Source organism: Streptococcus sp. SV2 (genome assembly GCF_030440175.1).
GTDB lineage: Bacteria > Bacillota > Bacilli > Lactobacillales > Streptococcaceae > Streptococcus > Streptococcus raffinosi.
Genome location: NZ_JAQFJQ010000014.1, coordinates 1 through 18,835 on the forward strand (window position 1 = coordinate 1; position 18,835 = coordinate 18,835).

The 18,835-nt window shown below is 37.4% G+C and carries 17 protein-coding genes and 3 tRNA genes; 4 read left to right on the top strand and 16 right to left on the bottom strand.

What is annotated here, in order from left to right:
* Window positions 1-205 precede the first annotated feature (205 nt).
* From ftsH to PCY14_RS07580, 15 genes are all read right to left on the bottom strand, one after another.
* Window positions 206-2,170, bottom strand: coding sequence for an ATP-dependent zinc metalloprotease FtsH (gene ftsH / locus PCY14_RS07510; protein ID WP_164376593.1), 1,965 nt, complete (start codon window positions 2,168-2,170; stop codon window positions 206-208).
* Window positions 2,171-2,189: 19 nt separating this feature from the next.
* Window positions 2,190-2,732, bottom strand: a complete 543-nt coding sequence (hpt, locus tag PCY14_RS07515; protein WP_002887355.1) for a hypoxanthine phosphoribosyltransferase — start codon at window positions 2,730-2,732, stop codon at window positions 2,190-2,192.
* 80 nt (window positions 2,733-2,812) lie between these two features.
* Window positions 2,813-4,078 (bottom strand): tRNA lysidine(34) synthetase TilS, encoded by a 1,266-nt coding sequence (tilS, locus tag PCY14_RS07520; protein ID WP_060933965.1) that lies wholly within the window; start codon window positions 4,076-4,078, stop codon window positions 2,813-2,815.
* Window positions 4,078-5,370, bottom strand: coding sequence for a serine hydrolase (locus PCY14_RS07525; RefSeq protein ID WP_301363376.1), 1,293 nt, complete (start codon window positions 5,368-5,370; stop codon window positions 4,078-4,080). The genes tilS and PCY14_RS07525 overlap by 1 nt, the downstream gene beginning before the upstream one ends.
* Complete coding sequence (locus tag PCY14_RS07530; RefSeq protein WP_002883955.1) at window positions 5,367-5,498, bottom strand: SP_0009 family protein; 132 nt, start codon at window positions 5,496-5,498, stop codon at window positions 5,367-5,369. The genes PCY14_RS07525 and PCY14_RS07530 overlap by 4 nt, the downstream gene beginning before the upstream one ends.
* Window positions 5,498-5,869 carry a septum formation initiator family protein gene (locus PCY14_RS07535; RefSeq protein WP_002886276.1) on the bottom strand — a complete coding sequence of 124 codons (372 nt, stop codon included), beginning with the start codon at window positions 5,867-5,869 and terminating at the stop codon, window positions 5,498-5,500. The genes PCY14_RS07530 and PCY14_RS07535 overlap by 1 nt, the downstream gene beginning before the upstream one ends.
* Window positions 5,853-6,128 carry an RNA-binding S4 domain-containing protein gene (locus PCY14_RS07540; RefSeq protein ID WP_164376594.1) on the bottom strand — a complete coding sequence of 92 codons (276 nt, stop codon included), beginning with the start codon at window positions 6,126-6,128 and terminating at the stop codon, window positions 5,853-5,855. Before PCY14_RS07540 ends, PCY14_RS07535 begins: the two co-directional genes overlap by 17 nt.
* 184 nt (window positions 6,129-6,312) lie before the next feature.
* Window positions 6,313-9,819 (bottom strand): transcription-repair coupling factor, encoded by a 3,507-nt coding sequence (mfd, locus tag PCY14_RS07545; protein ID WP_301363378.1) that lies wholly within the window; start codon window positions 9,817-9,819, stop codon window positions 6,313-6,315.
* On the bottom strand, window positions 9,812-10,381 hold the full coding sequence (gene pth / locus PCY14_RS07550) for an aminoacyl-tRNA hydrolase (RefSeq protein ID WP_002887360.1): 570 nt from the start codon (window positions 10,379-10,381) through the stop codon (window positions 9,812-9,814). Before pth ends, mfd begins: the two co-directional genes overlap by 8 nt.
* Before the next feature lie 73 nt (window positions 10,382-10,454).
* Complete coding sequence (ychF, locus tag PCY14_RS07555) at window positions 10,455-11,570, bottom strand: redox-regulated ATPase YchF (RefSeq protein WP_021152706.1); 1,116 nt, start codon at window positions 11,568-11,570, stop codon at window positions 10,455-10,457.
* A gap of 183 nt (window positions 11,571-11,753) precedes the next feature.
* The gene (locus PCY14_RS07560; protein ID WP_008535964.1) at window positions 11,754-11,945 is read right to left on the bottom strand and encodes a DUF951 domain-containing protein; all 192 of its coding nucleotides are present in this window, start codon (window positions 11,943-11,945) and stop codon (window positions 11,754-11,756) included.
* A 51-nt stretch (window positions 11,946-11,996) separates the two neighbouring features.
* On the bottom strand, window positions 11,997-13,133 hold the full coding sequence (gene dnaN / locus PCY14_RS07565) for a DNA polymerase III subunit beta (protein WP_164376596.1): 1,137 nt from the start codon (window positions 13,131-13,133) through the stop codon (window positions 11,997-11,999).
* 154 nt (window positions 13,134-13,287) lie between these two features.
* Window positions 13,288-14,652 (bottom strand): chromosomal replication initiator protein DnaA, encoded by a 1,365-nt coding sequence (gene dnaA / locus PCY14_RS07570; protein WP_002887363.1) that lies wholly within the window; start codon window positions 14,650-14,652, stop codon window positions 13,288-13,290.
* Window positions 14,653-14,890: 238 nt separating this feature from the next.
* Window positions 14,891-15,658, bottom strand: a complete 768-nt coding sequence (locus PCY14_RS07575; protein ID WP_021152704.1) for a ParB/RepB/Spo0J family partition protein — start codon at window positions 15,656-15,658, stop codon at window positions 14,891-14,893.
* Between the two features lie 64 nt (window positions 15,659-15,722).
* The gene (locus PCY14_RS07580) at window positions 15,723-16,958 is read right to left on the bottom strand and encodes a trypsin-like peptidase domain-containing protein (protein WP_002887365.1); all 1,236 of its coding nucleotides are present in this window, start codon (window positions 16,956-16,958) and stop codon (window positions 15,723-15,725) included.
* A gap of 205 nt (window positions 16,959-17,163) precedes the next feature.
* Between PCY14_RS07580 and rlmH the strand changes: the two genes are divergently transcribed.
* Both rlmH and PCY14_RS07590 read left to right on the top strand, forming a co-directional pair.
* Window positions 17,164-17,643, top strand: coding sequence for a 23S rRNA (pseudouridine(1915)-N(3))-methyltransferase RlmH (rlmH, locus tag PCY14_RS07585; protein WP_002887366.1), 480 nt, complete (start codon window positions 17,164-17,166; stop codon window positions 17,641-17,643).
* Window positions 17,644-17,658: 15 nt separating this feature from the next.
* The gene (locus PCY14_RS07590) at window positions 17,659-18,342 is read left to right on the top strand and encodes a YoaK family protein (RefSeq protein ID WP_002887367.1); all 684 of its coding nucleotides are present in this window, start codon (window positions 17,659-17,661) and stop codon (window positions 18,340-18,342) included.
* 26 nt (window positions 18,343-18,368) lie between these two features.
* Here the strand turns inward: PCY14_RS07590 and PCY14_RS07595 are convergent.
* Window positions 18,369-18,442, bottom strand: a tRNA-Arg gene (locus PCY14_RS07595).
* Window positions 18,443-18,616: 174 nt separating this feature from the next.
* Here PCY14_RS07595 and PCY14_RS07600 point away from each other — a divergent pair.
* Window positions 18,617-18,688 (top strand) — tRNA-Glu (locus PCY14_RS07600).
* A 21-nt stretch (window positions 18,689-18,709) separates the two neighbouring features.
* A tRNA-Asn gene (locus PCY14_RS07605) sits at window positions 18,710-18,783 on the top strand.
* The last annotated feature ends 52 nt before the right edge of the window (window positions 18,784-18,835 follow it).

Consider the following 18,835-nt stretch of genomic DNA (forward strand, 5'->3'; position numbering starts at 1 on the left):
AAATCTAGAATATCTTGTCAACACTTTTTGAAAAGTTTTTTCCAAACTTCCTCGTGTCTCTGCTTCATCCTCCGATGTAGCCTATTCATATTATCATCTCTTGCTTACCTTGTCAATAACTTTTTTAAAGTTTTAATTTTCTTTTTTTGTAACTTTTTTATTCAATAAAAAAGAAGAGTAAACACTCTACTCTTCTTCATCTTTATTATTTCTTTGTTTCAAGTCTCTCTTTGACTTCATCAAAAGATAAAGCATGATTATCTTCGTCAGAATCCTCAAGAGAATCTGCTGGCATTTTACCAGTTTTATAGATTGATTTAATCTGTGCAGCGTCGAGTGTTTCATACTTAAGCAAAGCCTCTGCAATGAGAGCATGTGTTTCTCGGTTTGCATTGATAATTTCAGCTGCTTTATCGTGTGCTTCAACCAGAAGTGATCGAATTTCTTCATCAATGAGTTGGGCAGTATGAGCTGAATAAGACTTATCCGGTGTAAATTGACCTGGATTCATAGCATGGTTACCTTCATATTGGACTGGTCCAAGTTTTTCGCTCATACCATATTCAGTAACCATTGCACGTGCTAATTGTGTTGCTTGCTCAAAGTCATTTGAAGCACCTGATGTTTGAACATTAAAGATAATTTCTTCTGCCACACGTCCACCCATAAGGCCTGCCAATTGTTCTTTAAGCTCGTCCTTAGATGACAACATTTGATCCTCTTTTGGTAAAGAAATCATATATCCACCTGCACGACCTCGAGGAACAATAGTAACCTTATGAACATCACGAGCACTAGAAAGGGTTAGACCAACAATCGTATGTCCTGCTTCATGGTAAGCCACAACTTTACGTTCGTGTTCAGATACTTGACGATCTTTCTTAGAAGGACCAGCAATAACACGGTCTTCCGCTTCATCAATATCGCTAGCATCAATCCTTGTCTTACTACGTCTCGCTGCAACCAAAGCTGCCTCATTCAAAACATTTTCTAGGTCGGCTCCAACAAAACCTGGAGTTTGCTGAGCAACAACCTTAAGGTTAACGTCTTCAGCCAATGGTTTATTCTTAGCATGGACTTTCAAGATGGCTTCACGACCTTTTACATCTGGGCGACCAACAAGAACTTTACGGTCAAATCGTCCTGGACGCAATAGAGCTGGATCAAGAACATCGCTACGGTTGGTTGCAGCAATGACAATAATATTCTCATTGCCATCAAACCCATCCATTTCAATCAACAACTGGTTGAGGGTCTGTTCACGTTCGTCATTTCCACCACCCATTCCGGTACCACGACGACGACCAACAGCATCAATTTCATCAATAAAGATGATAGCTCTCTCAGCCTTTTTAGCATCTTCAAACAAGCTACGAACACGACTTGCTCCGACACCAACAAACATTTCTACAAAATCAGAACCTGAAATACTGAAGAAGGGAACATCTGCCTCACCAGCCACAGCCTTAGCAAGAAGAGTTTTACCTGTTCCTGGAGGGCCCTCAAGAAGAACCCCCTTAGGAATACGTGCTCCCAAAGCCTTGTATTTACGTGGGTTTTTGAGGAAATCGACTACTTCTACGAGTTCTTCTTTTTCTTCTTCTGCACCCGCTACATCTGTAAAGCGAACCTTAATATTCTCTTTTGATTGTGTTTTAGCACGATTGCGACCAAAATTCATGGCGCCTCGGTTGCCACCTTGATTCATCATAAAAATGAAGAAAATAGCAATACCAATCAAAGGGATATAACTAAAGAGATACGATATCCAAGTGCCACTTGAACTTTCACGAATCATTTTAACATTAACATCAGCTGATTCTGAAGCCGATTGCAATGTTTTCATTGTTGTTTCGTTCTGAAGAACTGTTGAGGTAAAGCTACGTGTCTCTGACGAAGCGCTACCTAAAAATGGTAAACTAAGGTCTGTATCAACCTTCTCGGCCTTTTTGTAGTTTCCTTTAACCTCAATGATACTACCGTTTGGTTGATAGGTGATTGATTTCACCTTACCATCTTTAATTTTATTAACCAACTGCGTGTAAGACAGTGATTGACTTGGACTTTGGCTTCCCCCAGCAAAATACTGGACTCCTGTTACGATTGCAATAATCACTAAGATATAGAGGAAAGCATTCCGCAAGAAGCCATTATTATTTTTATTATTCATAAGCTAATTAGACCTTTACTTATTTTGTATAAATCTCTTCTTTTAGAACACCAACGTAAGGAAGGTTACGGTACTTTTCGTCATAGTCTAGTCCGAAACCAACAATAAATTCGTTAGGAACATCGTAACATACATAATCAGCTTCAATGTCAACGACGCGACCTTCTGGTTTATCAAAAAGAGTTGCTATTTTTACTGAGTTTGCTTTACGGTATTTGAACATATCTCGAAGGTAAAGGAGGGTACGTCCAGTGTCAATGATATCTTCAATAAAGATGATATCTCGTCCTTCAACATTGGTATCAACATCCTTAAGTATCTTTACCTCACCACTGCTGACAGTTCCACCACCATAACTTGAAACGACCATAAAGTCCATTTCAAGATGTGTATCGATATGTTTGATAAGTTCAGCCATAAATGGAACAGCACCTTTTAAAACACCGACTAAAAGGGGATTTTTTCCTTCATAATCTTTTGTTAATTGCTGACCTAATTCTTTAGTTTTAGCTACGATATCCTCTTGGGAAAAGAGGACTTTTTTAATGTCTTTTTCTAACATTGGGTTCCCTTTCTCGAAGTCAATATTGTATTATTATACCACTTTTACTTCAATCATCGTTATTTAAACATGGTATTTGATTAGAAATTCTTATAAATGACTACAGTGCCATAAAGTATAGCATTTTCGGGATTTTTTTTCAAATAGAGACGCCCGGAGACATAAAGAAAGATAATCTGACCATCTTGTTCTCCTATAATAGCTTTTTGTCTTTCCTTGTCTGGAATTTTATTGTCTATGAAAAGTCGTCTTAATTTTTTATGGTGACTACCAAAGTCAATCTTATCACCTTTTTGTCTATGACGAATCGTAATTGGAGAATCTGACCAAATATTAACACAATCTACGTTAGAATTGTCATTAAATTCCGAAAAAGTCAATGTGTACTCCTCAAACGTGATAGATTCTCCAAGTTTTAAGTGACGAGGGGAAGATAAAGATAGAGACTCTTCTTGCCTTATTAAGAAATCAGTTTGTGTTTTGACTAATTCATAACCATTTTTTAGGGGCACCTTTCCAGAAGCTTTTTTTCTTAAGTAACTTAACAATTGATTAAATTGGCCTTTAGAAAGCTGTAATTCAGGAAAGGAGTCTAAATAATTCTGAAGAAGAAGGAGTTGGACAGCATCTGACTGTTGTTGAAAAACAGATAAATCAGTGATAGTAATATCCTTTGTTAACTCCTCTAGAGCTTGCTCCATAAGACCAATCTCCTCGGATAAAAGACAAAGATGCTCCTTGAATTTAGGATTTTCCTGAGATAAGGTAGGGAGATAGGATAGTCTAATACGATTCCGGAGATAGGCTAATGAAGTATTACTCTTATCTTCAAAATGGAAAGTCTCTGGAAGTTGAGCTTTTGTGAGGTGCAAAAAGGGACGAATAATCTGACCAGTGCCAAAAGGTCTTACAGCTGAAATTCCTGTCAAATGTCTTAAACGACTTCCTCTCAAAAGTCTCATAAAAATCGTCTCAGCCTGATCATCAGCATGATGCGCAGTCACAAGGGCAGTGTAACCATAATCCTTCATAACTCTCCGAAAAAACTCATAGCGAAAGGTGCGGGCGTCATTTTCTGAAAACTTTCCTGAGAAGGCACTATAGTGGAAAGAAATCTGATGTTCCTTTGCCCAATGACGTAAATACGTTTCTTCATGCTCCGATTCTTGTCGTTGTTTATGATTAATATGAGCAATCCCAAGCTGAATGTCCAAGTCTTTTTGATGGTTATATAAAAAGTGCAGCAAACTCATCGAGTCTGCCCCACCTGATACTGCTACTAAAATTTTCTTGTGCTGGTTAAAATAACCTTTGTCTTGCATCATTTGCAACAATTTTTCTGTCATTATCTTAAAATTCCATAAACATCATCTGCAATTGAGGTAATTTTGTCATAGCCCTCTTTATCCGTAAAAATCGATAGAATAAAGGGTGAATCTGTATAAACAATTGCCACATCATGTTTAAAGTCGTAGGCATCTCCTATTTTATGTGCAACAGGAACATCAATGTTTTTTGAAATACGTTCGCCATCATAGTCTGTACTTGAAAGATAATTGATAATATCCCCATTTTGCCTATAAACAGACTCCATCAGGGTACCTGCTGCTTTAGCAGTCAACTCCTTTTTATCCATATTCCACGAGGTCGCTGAGGCTTTATCTACAGATTTTTGGAAGGAGTGATCATACTGATTAGCCACATAATACCCTAGTATATTTGTCGCTACATTATCTGAGTTTTGGGCTACAGCCTTCAACAGGTTTTCCAAGCTATAATTTTTATCATCAGGCATTTTACTGATTTTTCCAGAACCATCTGGATCATAGGCACCTGGGAATCCATTCACAGCAGAGGTATATTGGTACTCATCTGATAAAGATAACTTCTTATGCGACAGACGTTCCTGTGCATAATAGAGGACACCTAGCTTGGCTACGCTAGCAGCATACATGCTTTTTTCGTCATTGATAGCTGCTATTTTTCCAGTATCAAGTTGCTTAACATAAACTGATATGCGCTCTTGATTGTTATACTTCTCGTTAAGTACTTTTTGAACAGCCTCAATGCGATTATCAGTAGTTGACAAGTCAGAGGCATTGATCCAACCTTCTCCATCTGCAAAATAATAAGTTCCAGCATGCGTCTGAGCTGCTTGGCTAACCTTAATGGGTTTAAAACTAGCGAGTTTGGAGTCAGCTTTTTCAGTTCCTAAAACGTAAGGTTCTTTGTATACCGTTAAACCATCTTTAGTCCAGAAGGTCATATCTACTGTTTTTTGATTATAGATACTGTCGTCTACAATTGATTTCTGACTAGCGGCTACATAATCACCATCTTGAAGTTGGAAAACAGGCTCACCTTTAGCATTCCAAAAAATAGCAGAAATCGATAGTTTGGTATCCGCTTGGATACTGGTTTTAAATTCTGTTAAATCCTTGTTCTTATAAGTTAGGATAGTTGTTATCGTTCTTGGGTTTTTAGGAATCTGTTTAAATTGAGTCAAGCTAGCTGTAGTATTTTGAGTCAATTTTTGGACCTGTTTTGGGGTCAGAGTTAGCTCCTTCTCCATAGGAAGTAAGACCAGGGGGCTAGAAGATACAAGCACAACAGTTGCAGCTATTAAGAGCTTTTTCATGCTTGCTTCTTCACCTCCTCTTTCCTCGGTAATTCCGTTTTAAGTTGCTGATTTTTTTCTGATAGTTCCTCTAACTTGGCTTCTGAATAGGTTAAAAAAGTTTCTACAGTTTTTAGTAAATCTTTCATTAGGGTAATAAGCTTGGTACAGGATAGATTGACTCTCCTTCACGTGAATAATAGTACTTAGCACGCGCATATTTCTCGGCGAAAGCATCATCCTTAAGTTTCTTAGCCAAATCCTTTCGTTCCTTTGTCTGATCCGACAATTTATCATAGTCTTTCTGAAGCGACAAGACTTCCTTCTCTTGCTGTTTGATATTCATATAGGTCTCAACCAGATTGTAGGTTGGCAAGATAAAGAGTAAAACAACCACAAAAAGAATCCACCCCATAAAGCGATTCCTTTGTTCGTGTTCGGCACGCTCTAATCGTTGCTCTTGATTGGCATTATCAATGTAATCGTTCGTAAGCTGTACAATATTAGGCTTCTTGCTCATCTGCTTCAATCCTTGTTTCACTTATAATCTCGTACATTTTTGCCGCATCTTCTTTTTTAGTACTATCTTTCATTTCGAGTACACGAACAGTCAGCAGTTTATTTCCAAAACGAACTTCAATCTGGTCCCCAATCTTCAAATCCGTGGATGACTTAGCGAGCACCCCATTCACTTTTATACGTCCTTTATCAGCTACTTCTTTAGCTATTGGACGACGTTTGATAATTCGTGATACTTTTAGATATTTGTCTAATCTCAATATTATTATTTCCTTTTCGTTAGGATATCTCTTCTATGATAGCATTTTTTTTAGAAAATAGCAGACGAAAGCCTTTTTAAACGCAAAAATGAGAGGAACGACACCAGTCGCCCCTCTCAGGAGATTTATGAAAAAGAAAAGTTTTAGGATGTTTATAGTATATAGCGACTTACTTAAACTTTCCTTAAGCTTCTTTTTTTTCTTTACGTTTTTTGATTTCCATGAATGTCTGACCAAAAATCTTTAATTCTTCAAGGATTTCATAGTCTTTCTTGCTACGAACATCAAAAGTAATCTCTACTTTCCCCTTGTTGTCACTAATTCTTGCCTTTAAATGCGTTTTAGAGATGGCTTCGAAATAATCTTGAGTCAAGAAGAATTTAAGAGAAGCTTTTTCAAAACGAACAATAATACTATCATTCTTACGATCAACTAATTCTGCAAAGGCAGCATCCAAATAGGCCTTAACCAGACCAATCTCAATGAGATAGGCAACCTGGTCTGGATATTCTCCAAAGCGGTCAATAAGATCGTCTTGAAGGTCTTGATAGTCTTTCTGATTCTCAATTTCTCGAATCCGCTTATAAATTTCAATTTTTTGACGCTCGTCAGAAATATAGTCGGTTGGAAGATAAGCATCAATTTGAAGATTGAACTCTGCATTTCCTTTACGGCGAACTTGAGTTTTACCTTGACGTTTATTAATAGCCTCTTCCAAGAGTTGCGAGTACATTTCAAATCCGACTGAGTCGATGAAACCACTTTGAGAAGCACCAAGAATATTTCCTGCACCACGAATCGATAAATCACGCATGGCAATTTTAAAACCTGATCCCAGTTCTGTAAAGCCCTTAATAGCATCCAAACGCTTCTCAGAGACTTCTGTTAGTACTTTGTCAGGACGATACATGAGATAAGCATAAGCAATTCGATTACTACGTCCAACACGACCTCTTAGCTGATAAAGGGTAGACAAGCCCATATGGTCTGCATTCTCAATAAAAAGAGTATTAACGTTGGAGATATCAATCCCTGTCTCGATAATGGTTGTAGCTACCAGAACATCGTAATCACCATTCAAGAAGTCTAGGAGGGTGTTCTCTAGCATCGCCTCACTCATCTGACCATGTACAAACCCGATACGTGCTTCAGGGACCAACTCATGTAGTTCAGAAACTTTTTGGTCAATGGTTTCAACACGGTTATAAATATAAAAAACTTGACCACCTCGGTCCATCTCTCTTAGCACAGCTTCTCTAATAAGACCAGGATTGGTTTCCATCACATACGTTTGAACTGGATAACGGTTGGTAGGCGCTGTCTCAATAATCGACAAGTCACGAATCCCCAACATAGACATATGAAGCGTACGAGGAATAGGTGTCGCAGTTAGAGTAAGGACATCAACCTTAGCTTTCAACTTCTTAAGTTTCTCTTTATGCTTCACGCCAAAACGTTGTTCTTCATCAATTACTAGCAATCCTAAGTCAGAAAACTTAACATCTTTAGATAGCAAACGATGGGTACCGATGATAATATCAATACGACCTTTAGCTAGATTGTCAATAGTCTCAGTCTGCTCTTTTTTACTTCTAAAACGACTAAGTTCATCCACTTCAACGGCATGATTTTCAAAACGTTCTTTAAAATTCAAATAGTGCTGATGGGCGAGAACTGTTGTAGGAACTAGAATAGCAACTTGCTTACCATCGTTGACTGCCTTGAAGGCAGCACGCATAGCTACCTCTGTCTTACCAAAACCAACATCACCAACCAAGAGACGATCCATGGGTTTATCTGACTCCATGTCTGCCTTAATTTCTTTGATAGAACGCAATTGATCCACTGTCTCAGCGTAGGCAAAATCATCTTCGAAATCTCTTTGATTATCATCATCCGGTGAAAATGCAAAACCTTTAAGTTGACTACGCTCGGCATAGAGTTTTAAGAGATCATCGGCAATATCCTCTACCTGCTTGCTTACTTTTTGCTTGGTCCTTTGGAAGCGCCCATCATTGAGTTTATTAATTTTGGGCTCTTTACCATCTGCCGACACATACTTAGAGAGACTCTCAATCTGCTCAACAGGTAGAGAAATTGTAGCTGCATCCTGATATTGGATAGTCAGATAATCACGATGCACCCCTTTAATCTCAATAGTCTCAATACCTTTAAATTGTCCGATACCATGAGTCTGGTGTACAACATAATCACCTTTTTCAAGTTCATTGTAATCTTTAAGACGCTCAGCATTGGAAACATGACTGGAACGCACACGACGTTTTACTTTTTTATGGAAAATCTCACGTTCAGTAACAAGAACAAGCTTTTCATCCGCAAAGTAAAAACCATTTGATAAGTTTCCTAAAACTAACTGAGGCTTATTAGGTATTAAATCTTGAAAACTACTAAAAGGTAAATCTAAATCATATTCTTCCAAAGTTTCCTTCAAAGATTTGAGCTGCTTCTCAGATCCTACTTGTAAAATAACTGTCGCCTTATTCTTGGTATAGCGATGTATTTCATCAACTAGAAGTGGAAACTGGTTAAAGAACTCCTGCATAGGGTATTGCGTGAATTGATACAACTTATCAAATTTAAGATTCCCCAGTCCCTTATGAAAATTTGAAAAGAAACTAGCAGGATGATAGTTACGCAAAGTCTTAAATGAATCCACAAAGTAATTTAGATGACTTAGCGACTTACCTTGTTGAAGATCCTCAGTTAAAAGATTAGCCACCTCCAATTCAAGACGCCCGTGGCGGTCCACTATTTTATGAAAATCATCAATGAATACAGGAGTTCCCTTAGGCAGATAGTCAAATAAGGTATAAGCTTTGTCATAAAAGAGAGATAGAAACTTACGCAAATCCTTATGACGGTGACCATCAATCGTTACTGACAGAACTTCTTCAAGATAAGCCTTATGAGGGCCCTCTGCCTTTGAGACTGCGCTTTCTAGGGCCTTCTCAGCACGTTGGTAATCTTCTCTTGTTAAGATAATATCATCTGCCGGTGATACGATAACATGCTCTAAATTGTCTAAAGATTTCTGACTATCGCTATCAAACTGACGAATGCCATCAATCTCGTCTCCAAAAAATTCTAAACGGTAGGGAAGCTCTGCAGTCAGTTCATAAATATCTAAAATATCGCCCCTGCGACTAAACTCACCAGGTGAGAGAACCTGCTCTACTCTTTGATATCCAATATTACTCAGATGCTTACTAAGAGCTTCTAAATCATGTTCCTCCCCTAGTGCTAAGTCAATACGAGAGTCTTTATAAACCTTAGGATTAGGCAAATGTAACTTAGTACCAACCAAACTCGTAACCAAGATTCCACTTGCCTCTTTATCCATTAAAAAATTAAGACTTTCGAGACGAGAATGGGTCTTTTCTGGTGAAGCAAAGATAAATTCAGCAGCTGATACGTCATCTGCAAAAAAGGAGTAAACCTTGTCTTCTCCTAAGATAGCTGACAAGTCTCCTGTCAATTGCTCAGCTTCATTTTGTGTTGAGGTGACTATTAAAATCTTTGGAACCTGTTCAGAAAGAGCGGATGCCATGACAACTGCCTTGCTCGAACCAGAAAATCCCATTAACAGTTGTCGACTTAATAATGACACCTTATCTCGCCATTCAACCAATTGAGGATTTTCCTCAAAAAGATCTAAGATTGTATTAGCCATTATAACGCCTCATGGTGTCTTCAAAATCATTTGTTTTCAGGTAATGATTCAGTGCGGCCTCTACCTTATCTAAAGTCAGCTGTATTGTGGCATAATCATCCTCATTAAATCTTCCAAGAACATGATTAACGACTGTCATACCTTTTTGTGGACGACCAATGCCAATTTTTATACGATCAAATTCTTGAGTTCCGGTTTCAGCAATGATAGATTTAATACCATTATGACCACCTGCTGAACCTTTTTGACGAAAACGGATTTTTCCAACTTCCATATCTAAATCATCATAAATGACGATAAAATTTTCGATTGGAATATTGTAATAAGCCAACAATGCTCTAACGGCTAGACCTGATAGATTCATAAAGGTTGTTGGTTTAACAAAATAAACTTTCTCACCGTTTAAGAAAGTTGAAGCCACTTCAGCCTTAAAGGTCTTTTCCTCAGAAAATGTTAACCCTAACCCCTTAGCAATAAGGTCTATGGCCATAAAACCAACATTGTGACGTGTCTCATGGTATTTTGAACCTGGATTGCCCAAACCAACTACTAATTTTGTCATTATTTCTCCTCTTTGATAGACAGCAAAAGGACTGAAAAATACTTTTCAGCCTGGTGCATTATTTTTTTATTTTCTATACGTTAAAGCGGAACTCCATGATGTCACCATCTTGAACAACATAATCTTTTCCTTCTTCACGAAGGCGTCCAGCTTCCCTAACAGCTTTCTCAGATCCATAGCTAATCAAATCGTCATAAGACATCGTTACAGCCCTGATAAAGCCTTTCTCGAAGTCAGAGTGGATAATTCCGGCAGCTTGTGGGGCTTTGATACCACGCTTAAAGGTCCAAGCTCTTACTTCTTTTTCACCAGCAGTGAAATAAGTTTCAAGACCAAGCAAGTGATAAGCTGCGCGTGTCAGTTTATCAACACCAGACTCTGTCAAGCCGAGGTCTTCCAAGAACATCTCTTTATCCTCATCATCCAACTCAGAAATTTCTTCTTCAACACGAGCTGAGATAACGACTACTTCTGCATTCTCAGTTGCTGCAAACTCACGAATTTGTTTAACATACTCAATATCATCTGGATTTGAGACTTGATCCTCATCAACATTTGCCACATAGAGCACCGGTTTTGTTGTCAAGAGGAAAAGTCCCTTTACAATTTTTTGCTCTTCCTCAGTAAAATCAATCGTACGAGCTGACTTGCCATCTTCCAGCACGGGCTTAAGTTTCTGAAGAACATTAAACTCTGCCACAGAATCTTTATCTTTTTGAGTACGGGCAACTTTTTCAACACGGGCATAGCGTTTGTTAACTGACTCAAGGTCAGCCAAAATCAATTCTAGGTTGATGGTATCAATATCAGCCATCGGATCAACGAAAGCATCCTCACGCCCTTGTTCACGCATAACATTTTCATCATCGAAGGCACGAACAACATGGACAATCGCATCCACTTCACGAATATTGGCCAAGAACTTATTTCCAAGACCTTCACCCTTTGATGCTCCTTTTACGATACCTGCAATATCTGTGAACTCAAATGTGGTTGGAACTGTCTTTTTAGGGGTAATAAGTTCAGTCAATTTTGTCAAACGCTCATCTGGTACTTCAACCATACCAACGTTTGGATCAATTGTTGCGAAAGGATAGTTAGCAGCTTCCGCACCTGCTTTTGTAATTGCATTGAAAAGAGTTGATTTACCAACGTTAGGCAAACCAACGATACCTGCTGTTAAAGCCATTAATATTTTTCTCCATAAAAAAAGTAATTCAGTTAATTATAACACAAAAAATGTTAAAAATTGGCACCTTCCTTTTGATAATTAGAAAATGGAAGAAATAACAAAATGAGAGCTTTTGGGGTAACTTTGACACCCTGCCAATATAGGCAATCTTCAGGATGCAGACCTCATCCTTAAACCTAGTTATAAAACCTTTTTTAGTTTCTTTTCAAAATCATGACGACTCATCATGACCACATGATCACAATTGGTACAACGAATCTTAATATCAGCTCCAAGACGGGTCACTTCCCATTCATTGGCTTTTTTTCCTGTTGCTTTAATAGTACAAGCATGCGGTTTTTTCATTTCAACGAAACTTCCAAGTTGGTACATAAAATCCCTTTCTAGTAAAAAAGTTATCCACAGTGGATAACTTTTTCGATTTTAGTTTGTTCTTACAGGTGTAATCAATTGAATAAAGTTTTCACTATCATCTGCTGGCGTCAAAGTAAATGGACGTACTGGTGAGATGAAACGCACACGTACAGTCTCACTCTTAAGTGCTTTTAAGGCATCAATCAAGTAGGTTGGATTAAAACTAATAATCAAATCACTACCCGAAACATCCTGCACATCAATGTCTTCATTAACTTTTCCGACTTCCGGAGAGTTAACATGAGCGCTAACATTACCATTGACGATTTCGAGTTTGACTGTTCCACTTTGACTTGCATTTGAAATCAGATAAGAACGCTCCATAGCAGAACGGAGGCTTGCAGTTTCAAAAACAACCTCAGTTTCAAATGAATCTGACAAGAGACGATTCGTATCTGGATAATTTCCTTCCAGTAAACGTGTATAGAAAGAGATGGTTTCACTACGGAAAAGAATTTGATTAGCTGAGAAGAAAACTTCCAAGTTATCAATATCATCACTAAAGACTGCTGATAATTCTTTTAGAGAGCGACTTGGGATTACAACATCAAAATTATCTGCAGAATGCTCTAAAACAAGTTGGCGTTGGCTCATACGATGAGAATCTGTTGCTACAGCCTTTAAATCATTGTGGTTGGAGAGGACAAAGTGAACTCCGGTTAAAATTGGACGACTTTCTTGTGTACTTGCTGCAAATGAAGTTTCAGAAATGATGGATTTTAATACCTTAGTATTCATCATTAATGGGGTTAAGCTATCAACTTCTTGAATACGTGGATATTGTTCGACATCTTTCCCCTTTAGAGTAATTTCAGATTTCCCACTTTTTAGTAATACTTGGTATTGTTCGATTTCTTCAAAAGTAAGGGTAACATCAGGTAGGCTTGAAACAACATTAATAAAAAAGTTTGCTTCCAAAAGGATAGTACCTGGTTGGGTAATCAATAAACCTGCATTTTCTTCTGAAACGGAAATGCTGTTTTCAATTGAAATTTGACCATTTGAACCAGTCAAATAGATTCCCTCACTAGTTACCTCGATTTTTATGGTTGATAGAATTGGGATAGCATTTTTAGAGGAAATAGCTCGTCGAGTTGTATGAAGTGCTTGTAGGAAATAAGCTTTATTAATCGCAAATTGAATCATGATACTCCTTTATTTTATTAGTATTATTTTAGTAGTAGTAGTAGGTCTTGTGGACACTGTGCATAAGTTCAAAATTCATAGATTTAGCAAGGCATAGGACTTGTGCACAGCTTGTGGAAAACTCTGAATTTTTTTGTTGACTTATCCACAAGGGTCATTTTATCTTATTTTTGATGGTATCAATTTCGATACGTAAACTGTCATCTTGAGAAATCATATTTTTGATTTTGTTATAGGCATGTAAGACTGTTGAGTGGTCTCTTCCCCCAAATTCTTTCCCAATTTTAGGAAGAGAGTTGTCAGTCATTTCACGCGCAAGATACATGGCAACCTGGCGTGCCAAGACAATATTTTGTGTTCTTTTGGTCGCCTTAATCTCCTTGACAGTAACATTATAAAACTTACCTACCTCAGTTTGGATATCTTCAATAGGAATGAGAGTTAGCTTAGGTCCATCCATTTTACGTGCACGGATGGCTTCTGCAGCTACTTCTACTGTGATAGTATCTAGTTGACGGACGTTAGCAACTAAACTAATATCTTTTAGGGCTCCTTCTAAGTCACGGACATTTGAGTCAAACTGGCCAGCTAAATATTCAATAGTTTCAGATGGAAAATGATAATCGTAGTCCATAATCTTATTGGTCAAAATAGCAACTCTAGTTTCAAAGTCAGGGGGTGTAATATTGACGGTTAATCCCCATTTGAAGCGCGTGACGAGACGTTCTTCCATCTCATTTAATTGATCTGGGTTACGGTCGCTAGTCAAGACGATTTGCTTGTTATTGTTGTGCAAGACGTTGAAGGTATTGAAAAATTCCTCTTGGGTAGCTTGTGTTGATTTTTTTGCCAGTGATTGGATGTCATCAATCAAGAGGACATCTAGGTGGCGATATTTTAGTTTTAGTTCATCCATTTTGTCTAAACGGATGTGTACGACAAATTCATTAATGAAATTTTCAGCAGTAATATATTTAATGCGAGCTTGAGGATTATCATGTAAGACTTTGTTACCAATGGCATTGAGCAAGTGCGTCTTTCCAAGACCGGGGCCCCCGTATATGAATAGAGGGTTATAAGTTGCCCCAGGGGAATCAGCAACAGCTAAGGATGCAGCTACTGACCAACGATTTTCATCTCCTTGAATAAAATTGTCAAAGGTATACTTACTATTTAAGTCTGAGTTCAATGTAGGAAGAGCAGGAGATTGCAAATCCTTATTACTGCTGAAGTCATTAGTGGTTACGTTTTGATGCACTTGATTTAAGAGTGCTTCATCAAAGACATATTCAACCTCTATTTTACTATTATAGACTTCAAATCCTGCCAATAAGATGACAGACTGCATGTTTTTTTCCCAGAATAGTTTTTTGACCTCTTCAAGCAGAATTGTAGCAACGTTATCTTGAACTTTGATGAGCTTGGTATCTAGAACATAATAATCAAAAGTGGCTTGTGTAAGCTCCTCTTTGGCCAGCTCTAAGAGCTTATTCCAAAAAAATTGCTCTTTTTCTGTCATTCCATCAATTCTCCTTTTATATTCTTATCCTCTGATTCTATCATAAAATAAAAAAGTTTTCCACAGGTCTAAAAGAGAAGCAAGCTGAGGTTATCAACAACCTAAAAAAGATAATCCACATTGTGCATATGAGTTTTCCACAGTCTGTGAATAAAAAAAGAAACCCTTTATTTTAAAAGGGTTTTTACGTTTATAATCTGTGGATAAGAGTGTATTTCTTATCGTATAAATTCACAGGTTAAATAAGTTTGTTGATAAGTCTGTTAAAATCTTCTTCTGACGAAAATTGTATCTTAATTGTCCCTGAGTGATTTTTATGATAACTAAGAGTCACAGGGAGGCCAAGTGATTTCTCAAGTTCTTTTTCTTTATCTTTTATATGTATATCTTTCTTTAGTTTTTGCTTTCTAGGTAGCTCCTGAAGTCTTTTTTCTAGAGTACGAACCGACCACTTTTCAGTAAGGACTTTATGAAAAATGTTTAATTGCTTTTCAGGATTTTCAATAGCTAAGAGCGCTCTGGCATGTCCTTGACTCAATTTTCCATGCTCGATACTCAGTTGAATTTCTCTAGGTAGTTGGAGGAGTCTAAGAGCATTACTAATATATGGCCTAGATTTTCCCATAGCTTTGGCCAGCTCCTCGTGGCTATATGATAACTCACTAATTAAATTATGATAGGCTTTTGCTTCTTCAATAGGATTTAGATTTGACCGCTGTAAATTTTCAATAATGGCTTGTTTACGGCTATCTTGGTCTGTTATTTCTTTTACAACTGCAGGGATTTCTGTCATTCCTAGACGTTTACAAGCTCGTAAACGTCTTTCTCCAGCAATTAGTTCATAACCAATAATATCAGATTTTCGAACGATGATGGGTTGTATTAAGCCATTTTCAGCTATTGATTGACTAAGCTCTGTTAACTCGTCATCTGAGAACTCTAGGCGAGGTTGAAAAGGATTAGGATAGATTTCCTGTATAGGTAAAGTTTTGAGTTGTTCTGACATAGCGTTCCTTTCCCAAAAAGACCTTTACATTATTGTAAAGGTCTTTTGACAGATTTGTCAATGATTAATCAGATAAGTCTTCTGTAGATTTTGTTAATTTAAGTTCCTCAGTCTTCTTATCTTTACCACGATAGAAGGTTACCTTAATGGTATCACCAATACTATGACTATAAAGATTTGTTTGGATATCTGTTTTTGAAGTAATTTCTTTGCCGTCAATTTCAGTAATAACATCATTTTCTTGGAGTTTACCGTCAGCTGGCATACCTTTTTGAACACTGCCAACAACAACTCCAGATTTGACATCATCAGGTAAATCTAATTTAGAAGTTGCACTGCTAGAAAGGTTACTAAGATCAACCATTGATATTCCTAGAGCTGGTCGTGTTACTTTTCCATTTTTCTCCAACTGATTAATGATTTCGACAACATCATTAGATGGGATGGCAAATCCCATACCTTCTACGGCGCTTCCAGCCACTGCTGAAGTTGATGAAATTTTACTTGAGTTAATACCGATAACTTGACCTTCAATATTGACAAGTGCGCCACCTGAGTTACCAGGGTTAATGGCAGCATCTGTTTGAATAGCGTTTGTTGAGACCGTCTCACCATTATCATTTTGCATGGTTACAGTGCGGCTCAGGCTAGATACGATTCCCTCAGTTACGGAGTTGGCGTACTCAGTACCGAGTGGACTACCGATAGCAATTGCCTTTTCCCCTACTGTTAGTGAGTTTGAATCTGCAAATTCTGCAACCGTTGATATTTTATCTGAGGAAACTTTGACAACTGCTAGGTCAGAGTAAGTATCTTTCCCAACGAGGTCACCAGTAATTTTTGAACCATCTGAAAGCATGATTTCAAGCTTTTTAGCGCCATCAACAACGTGGTTGTTAGTTACGATGTAAGCCTCTTTTCCATCTTTTTTATAGATGACTCCAGACCCCTCACCGGCTACCTGCAAGCCATCAGAATCTTTTGATTTTTCTTGGCTGGAATCAGAATTATCACCCCCACCAAAAATACGTCCGTAAAGATTGTTTAGAGAATCTGATGATGATCCTTCTTGATAATTGATAACAGAAACAACGGCATTTTGCACTTTCTTAACGGCCTTAGTTGTATCTGTTGTGTTACTATAGACGGTTTTAGCTGTTTTGATACCTGTTGATGTTGTATTTGTAAAGGATATACCTGCTGCTGTTAACAGGATAAAGGCTCCAATCAAACCTCCCAGTAATCCAATAAGTAGCATTATTATAGGTGCTACTATTTTTTTCCAGTTAAATTTTTTCACGTTTAGTCCTCCTTTTTTGATAAACATATCAAAGTAAGCTTAATTATATCATAAAGTTATAGCAAAAACAGTTATCAACAACCTGTGGATAAGTTTTTATAAGTGTAGATAATAGGCTGTTTTAAAGGGATTAGTAGACAGAGTTGAAGAGGGAAAGTTGTGGATAAGGTGTTAAAAGATTGTGGATATGTGCTATAATAAATTTATGAAAGTGAAATTGATTACAGTTGGAAAATTGAAAGAAAAATATTTGAAAGATGGTATTTCGGAGTATGTTAAACGACTAGGACGCTTTACAAAATTTGAGTCTATAGAATTACCTGATGAAAAGACACCTGATAATGCAAGCGAGTCTGAAAATAAATTAATTCTCGAAAAAGAGGGGCGACGCATCCTATCTAAAGTAGGTGACCGTGATTATGTTATTGCTTTAGCAATAGAAGGTAAGCAATTTCCTTCAGAGCAATTTGCGAAAGAAATTGAGCAGGCCACTCTTAAAGGCCATTCAGAAATTACTTTTATTATTGGTGGAAGTTTGGGACTGTCATTGGAAGTCAAAAAAAGAGCTAACCAATTAATGAGTTTTGGTCTCCTAACTTTTCCTCACCAGCTTATGCGTCTTGTATTAGTTGAGCAAATCTATCGCGCATTCATGATTCAACAAGGAAGTCCCTATCATAAGTAGAAGAAGGAAACAGACATGTTCAAAATGAAAAAACGGTCTTATCGTGTTTTTGAAGGCTTACGAGTAGCTACCTTAGTCAGTTACATAGGTGGTTTTATTGACGCTTACACTTACAATACTCAAGATGGGCGATTTGCTAGTATACAGACAGGGAATCTCCTTTATTTGGTTATTCATCTCGTTGATGGTCATATCGCAAGGGCTTTTAGTTACTCTATCCCTATATTTTTCTTTATTTTAGGTCAGTTTTTTGTCTTTTTTGCAAAAAAGTGGCTTATTAACCATAAATGGGGATGGCATTTACAGGCCATTAGGCTCGCATTTCTATTGATGATAGTACTCGCAATCATCACTCCATATGTAGATTCCACTATTACTATCGCGGGATTAGCTTTCTTCGCCTCTCTTCAAGTAGGTATTTTCAAGCGTGTCAGAGGGGTAAATTATGCCTCCTTTATGATGACTGGTAATATTACCAATACCTCTTTAACTGTTGCACGAGCCATTGATGAACATGATTCTAAAGTACTTAAACAAGCATCTTATACTACTATTATCATATTTACTTTTATGGTGGGAGTGGCGACATCAACATGGTTTTCTCATTATTTACATGAATACAGTCTCTATACGACGTTGTTGCCTTTGTTTATTTTAAATTATTTTCTATATATTGAGGCAAAAGAAAAACGCAACTAGAAACTCTAGATTGCGTTTTTTGTATCTGATCCCAGCAGGATTCGAACCTGCGACCGTTCGCTTAGAAGGCGAATGCTCTATCCAGCTGAGCTATGAGACCAACAACTCTATTAGTTTACAAAATATATAGCAACATGTCAATACTTTGTAAAATCTAACCTAAAATTCAAAATGAATTAGCAAAATTTAATATTTTTTTTGAAAAAAAGTATAGACAAAATCAAATACTCTGATATAATAATAAGAGTGTTAACGAGATGATTAACTCAAAATTGGTCCGTTGGTCAAGGGGTTAAGACACCGCCTTTTCACGGCGGTAACACGGGTTCGAATCCCGTACGGACTATTTTGCTACATAGCAGTTTTATCCGCCATAGCTCAGTTGGTAGTAGCGCATGACTGTTAATCATGATGTCGTAGGTTCGAGTCCTACTGGCGGAGTGATAAGACACCTCAAGTTTAATGACTTGAGTTTTTTTATTTACCTAAAAAA

What these genes read in the sequence shown, in the direction of transcription:
- ftsH (WP_164376593.1), bottom strand. Translation starts at nt 2,170, where the DNA reads ATGAATAATAAAAATAATAATGGCTTCTTGCGGAATGCTTTCCTCTAT.
- hpt (WP_002887355.1), bottom strand. Translation starts at nt 2,732, where the DNA reads ATGTTAGAAAAAGACATTAAAAAAGTCCTCTTTTCCCAAGAGGATATC.
- tilS (WP_060933965.1), bottom strand. Translation starts at nt 4,078, where the DNA reads ATGACAGAAAAATTGTTGCAAATGATGCAAGACAAAGGTTATTTTAAC.
- PCY14_RS07525 (WP_301363376.1), bottom strand. Translation starts at nt 5,370, where the DNA reads ATGAAAAAGCTCTTAATAGCTGCAACTGTTGTGCTTGTATCTTCTAGC.
- PCY14_RS07530 (WP_002883955.1), bottom strand. Translation starts at nt 5,498, where the DNA reads ATGAAAGATTTACTAAAAACTGTAGAAACTTTTTTAACCTATTCAGAA.
- PCY14_RS07535 (WP_002886276.1), bottom strand. Translation starts at nt 5,869, where the DNA reads ATGAGCAAGAAGCCTAATATTGTACAGCTTACGAACGATTACATTGAT.
- mfd (WP_301363378.1), bottom strand. Translation starts at nt 9,819, where the DNA reads ATGGCTAATACAATCTTAGATCTTTTTGAGGAAAATCCTCAATTGGTT.
- pth (WP_002887360.1), bottom strand. Translation starts at nt 10,381, where the DNA reads ATGACAAAATTAGTAGTTGGTTTGGGCAATCCAGGTTCAAAATACCAT.
- ychF (WP_021152706.1), bottom strand. Translation starts at nt 11,570, where the DNA reads ATGGCTTTAACAGCAGGTATCGTTGGTTTGCCTAACGTTGGTAAATCA.
- PCY14_RS07560 (WP_008535964.1), bottom strand. Translation starts at nt 11,945, where the DNA reads ATGTACCAACTTGGAAGTTTCGTTGAAATGAAAAAACCGCATGCTTGT.
- dnaN (WP_164376596.1), bottom strand. Translation starts at nt 13,133, where the DNA reads ATGATTCAATTTGCGATTAATAAAGCTTATTTCCTACAAGCACTTCAT.
- dnaA (WP_002887363.1), bottom strand. Translation starts at nt 14,652, where the DNA reads ATGACAGAAAAAGAGCAATTTTTTTGGAATAAGCTCTTAGAGCTGGCC.
- PCY14_RS07575 (WP_021152704.1), bottom strand. Translation starts at nt 15,658, where the DNA reads ATGTCAGAACAACTCAAAACTTTACCTATACAGGAAATCTATCCTAAT.
- rlmH (WP_002887366.1), top strand. Translation starts at nt 17,164, where the DNA reads ATGAAAGTGAAATTGATTACAGTTGGAAAATTGAAAGAAAAATATTTG.
- PCY14_RS07590 (WP_002887367.1), top strand. Translation starts at nt 17,659, where the DNA reads ATGTTCAAAATGAAAAAACGGTCTTATCGTGTTTTTGAAGGCTTACGA.